This is a genomic window from Paenibacillus sp. ATY16, from assembly GCF_003399985.2.
Taxonomy (GTDB): Bacteria; Bacillota; Bacilli; order Paenibacillales; family Paenibacillaceae; genus Pristimantibacillus; species Pristimantibacillus glycanilyticus.
This window is the reverse complement of sequence record NZ_NMOK02000033.1, coordinates 290,864-296,863: the sequence shown is the minus strand read 5'-3', so window position 1 is coordinate 296,863 and position 6,000 is coordinate 290,864. Positions and strand designations below refer to the sequence as shown.

The following is a 6,000-nucleotide window of genomic DNA, read 5'->3' as shown; positions in this document are numbered from 1 at the left end:
AATAAGTGTCTACTTAATTGACAGAAGACCAAATAAGTTGATTCTAGTGGATGAAATCGTCAGCCCGCCAGCTAGCCGAGGATCCGACTCCAATCAGAAACGGCAGTCCCGAGACTACTCCTCGTAGATCATTTTTCGCGTCATGCCGCCGTCGACTACGAGATTGATGCCGGTTACGAAATCATTCTCCGGATCCGTCAAATAGAAGCACGCGCGCACAATATCATCGGGTCTGCCTACTCGCCCCGCCGGATGCTGCGAATGATCCTTCTCCCTCAGCGCCTCGTAATCGCCGTTCTCGATCCAGCCCGGGCTGATCGCATTGACTTGTACATGATCCGGTCCTAAGGATACGGCCAGCGCATGCGTCAATGCAACGATGCCGCCTTTGGAAGCCGCGTACGCCTCGGAATTCGGCTCGGACATCAGCGCCCTTGTGGAGGCCAGATTTACAATGGAGCCTCCGCCACTCTCTCGCATGCGTTTGCCCGCTTCTTTCGCGCAGAGAAAGGTTCCACGCAGGTTGGTGTTGAGTACGTAATCCCACTCGTCCAGACTCAAGTCAAAGAGCGATTTCCACTTCCCTAAGCCCGCATTGTTAATTAACACGTCGATTCGCCCGTACTGCTCGTCAATTGCCGCGAATGCAGCCTCAATCTCCTCCGGGCGGCTAATATCTACCGTAAATCCAATGGCATGACCGCCTGCCTCAACAATACGGTCCACCGTATGCTTCACGAGCTCGCCGTCACGGTCAACGACCGCAACGCGCGCTCCCGCGGCTGCGTAGGCAACGGCCAGCGCCGCGCCGATTCCCTTGCCCGCACCCGTTATAACAGCAACTTTCCCTTCATATTTCATCCCTATCCGACTCCCTTCTTAGTACAATATCCGCCATAAATAAAAGGTCGCGTAGGATTCCCAGCCCTTCCAGCCTTCCGCCATTCGCCTGATCTCGCTGATGGCCGGCTTCGCCTCACTGCCCGTCAAGGCTTTAATCGAATTATGAAGACCCACATCCGCGATCGGAAAAGCATCCGGCAAGCGCAGACAACGCATAAGCACGTAATTAGCCGTCCAAGGTCCAATGCCGCGGATTCCCGTCAACTGCTTTTCGATTGCCGCAAAATCACCAAGCGCAAGCAGGCTTTGCTTATCTAAAGAGCCCTCAGCCATAAGCTTGGCTACGCCGATAAGATACTCGGATTTTTTGCCCGTCATTTGCATGGACGCCATATCTTCCGGCTTTAACGCCGCAATAATCCCGGGAACCGGAAACTGCCAGAACGTCCTGCCCTCCCGCACTACGCTTTGCCCGTAAGCCTCCACGAAGCGCCGCTTGAGCGTATAAGCAAAAGCCAGATTAATCTGCTGCCCGATAATTCCCCAGCATAACGCCTCGAATAAATCCGAAATTCCGACGCTTCGCAAGCCATGAAAACGTCCAATCGTATGAACCAGCAGCGGGTCCTTCTCCGCCATTTCGTAAAAGGGTAGCAAATCCGTATCGAAATCAAACCACTCCCGGATGTAAGCTTCGATCCCCCGCTGCCGTTCCTCGCTGACCCGTTCCTCGCCAATGACCCGCACAAGCAGTCCGCCATTGCCGGACTCCCGGATCTCAACCGCAGCGGGTTCTTCCCCGCTGCCTGAAGGAATAAGCCGGTAAACGGTATCCCCTTCCACCTGATACAGCGGCTCGTTCGCCGATCTTCGCAAATAATTGACCGTCTCTTCATAGCTGAAGGGCTCCGGCGTTTCAATATGCAGCAGCACTGATTCCGTCATGGACATCCTTCCCTTTTTCTCTATTCTTCTTACATTCTACTCCATTCATTGAACCACACCAAATCGCTCCGCCGCTTTCGTAATCTTGCGCTTTCATTCGTGCCCGCTTACGGTTTGAGGCTTAATCAAGGTATACTAAACCTGGAGGTGAGCGAAAATGGGAAATACGGAAAGGGCCGTCATCCCGGAGGACAAATGGCTTGCCGTTCTGTCGAATGACAGCTCGTATGATGGGCAATGGTATTACGGAGTGACCACGACGGGAATCTTTTGCCGGCCGTCCTGCAAATCAAAGCCTCCAAACCGTTCGCATGTCCGGATCTTTGAGACATCGAGGGATGCCTTATCCGAGCGATTCCGCCCCTGCAAACGATGCAAGCCGGTCCAGCAGCAGCTGCCGGATGAGGAATGGGAAGCGCAGGCCCGCGCTTATATCGAGGCACACTACCAAGAGCCGCTGACTTTATCCCATCTTGCGGACGTGCTGCATCTGAGCCCTTATCATCTGCAGCGGACTTTCAAAAGACTTACGGGCTTAACGCCCGCGGCCTATATTCAGCAAATCCGTATCCGGGAAGCGATGAAGCTGCTTGCCTCAACGCATCTTCCCGTGACCGATATTGCGGGGCAGGTTGGCTATTCGAACGCCGCCCATTTTACGACTAGATTTCAGAACGTTACCGGCCTTACCCCAACCCAATACCGAGGAGCGAAACAACAGCCATGAGCAAAAATGTATACTGGACCCTGCTTCAGCATGACGATTGGAACCTGCATTTGGCCGCGACCGATAACGGCCTTTGTTATGTCGGCTCGCAAGGAGCTTCCTTCGAGGAGCTGGCCGAATGGGCCGAAGCGCGCCTGCCCGGCTACGAGCTGGTCCGGCATGACGCGGAAATGGAGCGTTATACGCATGAGTTTACGAAGTATTTTCAAGGGAGTCTCGACGTTTTTACGCTGCCGCTTGATCTGGTTGGCACTGATTTCCAGCAAAGAGTGTGGCAGGCGATGAGCGCGGTACAGTATGGCAGCACGGCTGCTTATTCCGACCTCGCCGAGACCATCGGGCGTCCGCAGGCCTCCCGGGCCGTTGGTGCCGCAGTAGGCGCTAACCCGCTTCTAATCGTCCTGCCCTGCCACCGGATTGTGGGCAAGACCGGCTCCATAACCGGCTACCGCGGAGGTCTTCCGATGAAGACGGCATTATTGGAATTGGAACAAAAACGCGGCTAAGAAAAAACATCGACACATAGGCGCAACAAAAAGGCTGCTCCGAGCAAACCGAATGTTACATTCGGATTGTTCGAAGCAGCCTCTTTTTTCGCGTCAATTACGCGTTGTAGAACTTCACGATTTCTTGCACGACCGCTTCCTGCGTGCCGTCCACCTGCGTTTGACGCTGCGACTTGTTAAAGAGCGCCTGAATTTGCGCAGGGAACTCCTGCTCAATGCCAACAAGCTCAATCGCTTCGTTGAATTTCGCCGGATGCGCCGTTGCCAGCGAGATCGTTACCGAACCTGCTGCCTCCTGTTGGTCCGATGCCGCTACGCCGCATGCGGAGTGAGGATCCAGCAGATAGCCGGTTTCTTTATTGTAAGCTGCGATCGTATCCAGGCACTCGCGGCCGTCTACGCCATGCGCAGCGAACTCTTCCTGCACTTTGAGGAGCGCGTCGCCGGAAACGACGATTTGCCCTTCCGATTTGAAGCCGTCCATAATGGAACGGATTTGCTCCGGATTTTCGTCCAGTACATAGTAAAGGTAACGCTCGAAGTTGCTTGCCACTTGAATGTCCATCGAAGGGCTGTACGTCGTGCGGAAATCGCCCGGCTTGTACACGCCTTCTTTGATGAAGCGCTCAAGGATGTTGTTTTCGTTCGTAGCGAGAATAAGCTTGTCAACCGGCAGACCCATGCGCTTCGCCAGGTAACCCGCAAAAATATCGCCAAAGTTGCCCGTCGGCACGCTGAAGTTCACTTTTGCGTCTTGCTTGCCCGTTTGTTTCGCCACTTGGAAGTACGAATAGAAGTAGTAGACCGTTTGCGCCATAATGCGCACGAAGTTGATCGAGTTGATCGCGCACAGATGGTTTGCCGCTTTGAACTCCAGATCAGCGAACAGGTCTTTAATGATGCGTTGGCAATCGTCGAAGTTGCCTTCCACGGACAGGTTCAGAACGTTGTCCTCTTGAACCGTCGTCATCTGCAGCTCCTGCACTTTGCTTACTTTGCCGTTCGGATGCAGGATGCAGATCTTGATGCCTTCCTTGCCTTTGACGCCTTCGATTGCCGAAGCGCCGGTGTCGCCGGAGGTAGCGCCAAGAATGTGGATCTTCTTGTTCTGCTTGCGGGACACGTACGTATATAATTGGCCCATGAACTGGAGCGCAATGTCCTTGAATGCAAAAGTAGGACCATGGAACAATTCCAGCAAATAGAGGTCATCCTTCAGCTTGTGAACCGGCGTAACTTCCGGATGGCGGAACGTCGCATAGCCGTCGTATACCATTTTCTTCAGATCTTCATAAGGAATTTCATCATTCGTATAAAGCGAGAAAATTTCAAGCACCAGCTCCTGATAGCTGAGCTCCTGCCATTCTTTCAGCTTAGCCGCGGAAACAACCGGAATTTCGTAAGGCACAAGAAGTCCGCCGTCGTCCGCAAGACCCATGAGGAAAGCGTCGACAAAGCCGATTTTGCCTACATTTCCGCGAGTACTGATATATTCCATCTGTAATTCCCTCCTACTATTGCCTAACCTTCCCCCTATTATAGAAAAAGACCGCCGTAACCACAAGACAATCTTGCTGGTTAATAGCGGTCATTCGAGGGTTTTCGGCAATTATTTCGCCGTTTTCTTGATCAGGCCGATCAGCTGGGACAAGGCATCTTGACGGTCGTTTTTCTGCATGTTATTCACGTATTTATCGCGGTTCGCATACAAGTCGGTTACGCTGCCGACAAGCGTCTCCGGCGTCATGTTCTCCTCGTAGAGCACCTCGCAGAAGCCGGCCGACTGGAACGAACGCGCATTGAGGATTTGGTCGCCGCGGCTCGCTTCCTTCGTCAGAGGAATAAGCAGCATCGGCTTGCGCAGGTACAGGAACTCGAAGATCGAGTTCGAGCCGGCACGCGAGATGATCACGTCCGACATCGCCAGAAGATCCGGCAGCTCCTCGTTCACGTACTCGAACTGTTTGTACTGGGGAGACTGCAGGGAAGCCTCTACCTGACCTTTGCCGCACAAGTGGATGATCTGGAATTTCTCCGTCAGCTTGCCCAGCGACTCGCGTACAGCCTGGTTAATCTTGCGCGCTCCAAGGCTGCCGCCCATGATGAGCAGTACCGGCTTGCTCGAAATAAAGCCGGCGAACTTGCGGCCGCGCGCCGCGTCGCCTGCTTTGAGCTGATCGCGGATAACCGCTCCCACGTAATGCGATTTGCCTGCCGGCAAATGCTGCTGCGTTTCCGGGAAGGTCGTGCACACGCCCGCCGCAAATGGAATCGCGATCTTGTTCGCGAGGCCTGGGGTTAAGTCGGATTCGTGGATGAGCACCGGCACCTTGTTCAGCCGCGCGCCAATTACGACCGGAACGGATACGAAGCCGCCCTTCGAGAACAGCACGTCGGGCTTTTGCTTCTTAATGATGCGATATGCCTGAAAGGCGCCTTTGATAACCTTGAACGGGTCCTTCACGTTCTGCCAATCCAGATAACGGCGCAGCTTGCCCGTTGCGATGCCGTGATAACGCACATTCTGAAGAGGCTCGATGAGCTGCTTCTCAATCCCAGCCTCCGAGCCTATGTAGTCCACCGACCAGCCTTCTTGTATGAAATGGGGGATCAACGCCAGGTTAACCGTTACGTGCCCTGCCGATCCTCCGCCTGTAAACATGATTTTACGCAAAATTGCTCACTCCTAAAAAGAATTATCACCCGACCGAAGGTCGTGATGATTCTTACTTCGAAAGCATAACCTTAAAGAATTATCACCCGACCACCTGTCGTGATGATTCTTGCTTCGAAAGCATAAAGAATTATCACCCGACCGGCCTAACTACCTTAAGCCGCTCACTTATCCCGTCTATTGTAAGCCAGCAGGCTTGTTGATTTCCAGTATGGAGCGAAAACTTTCCATAACGCGGCAGCTTGAGAAGCGTGCCGGATCACCGGCTCCACTCTACCCTTAAGAATAGTGAGGCCCGCCAACCA

The 6,000-nt window shown here is 53.6% G+C and carries 6 protein-coding genes; 2 read left to right on the top strand and 4 right to left on the bottom strand.

Annotated features, from left to right (window positions below; all coding sequences use genetic code 11):
• Nucleotides 1-114 precede the first annotated feature (114 nt).
• The gene (locus CFI03_RS20020) at nt 115-861 is read right to left on the bottom strand and encodes an SDR family NAD(P)-dependent oxidoreductase (RefSeq protein ID WP_248758923.1); all 747 of its coding nucleotides are present in this window, start codon (nt 859-861) and stop codon (nt 115-117) included.
• Between the two features lie 18 nt (nt 862-879).
• Nucleotides 880-1,788 carry a DNA-3-methyladenine glycosylase family protein gene (locus CFI03_RS20015; protein ID WP_283094617.1) on the bottom strand — a complete coding sequence of 303 codons (909 nt, stop codon included), beginning with the start codon at nt 1,786-1,788 and terminating at the stop codon, nt 880-882.
• A gap of 157 nt (nt 1,789-1,945) precedes the next feature.
• Here CFI03_RS20015 and CFI03_RS20010 point away from each other — a divergent pair, with 157 nt between their 5' ends.
• The gene (locus CFI03_RS20010) at nt 1,946-2,515 is read left to right on the top strand and encodes a bifunctional transcriptional activator/DNA repair enzyme AdaA (protein WP_248758920.1); all 570 of its coding nucleotides are present in this window, start codon (nt 1,946-1,948) and stop codon (nt 2,513-2,515) included.
• On the top strand, nt 2,512-3,021 hold the full coding sequence (locus CFI03_RS20005; RefSeq protein ID WP_248758918.1) for a methylated-DNA--[protein]-cysteine S-methyltransferase: 510 nt from the start codon (nt 2,512-2,514) through the stop codon (nt 3,019-3,021). The genes CFI03_RS20010 and CFI03_RS20005 overlap by 4 nt, the downstream gene beginning before the upstream one ends.
• A gap of 97 nt (nt 3,022-3,118) precedes the next feature.
• On the opposite strand, the gene thrC is transcribed toward CFI03_RS20005, so the two are convergent.
• Both thrC and CFI03_RS19995 read right to left on the bottom strand, forming a co-directional pair.
• On the bottom strand, nt 3,119-4,519 hold the full coding sequence (thrC, locus tag CFI03_RS20000; RefSeq protein WP_248758917.1) for a threonine synthase: 1,401 nt from the start codon (nt 4,517-4,519) through the stop codon (nt 3,119-3,121).
• Between the two features lie 111 nt (nt 4,520-4,630).
• The gene (locus CFI03_RS19995; protein ID WP_349292489.1) at nt 4,631-5,698 is read right to left on the bottom strand and encodes an undecaprenyldiphospho-muramoylpentapeptide beta-N-acetylglucosaminyltransferase; all 1,068 of its coding nucleotides are present in this window, start codon (nt 5,696-5,698) and stop codon (nt 4,631-4,633) included.
• Between the last annotated feature and the right edge of the window lie 302 nt (nt 5,699-6,000).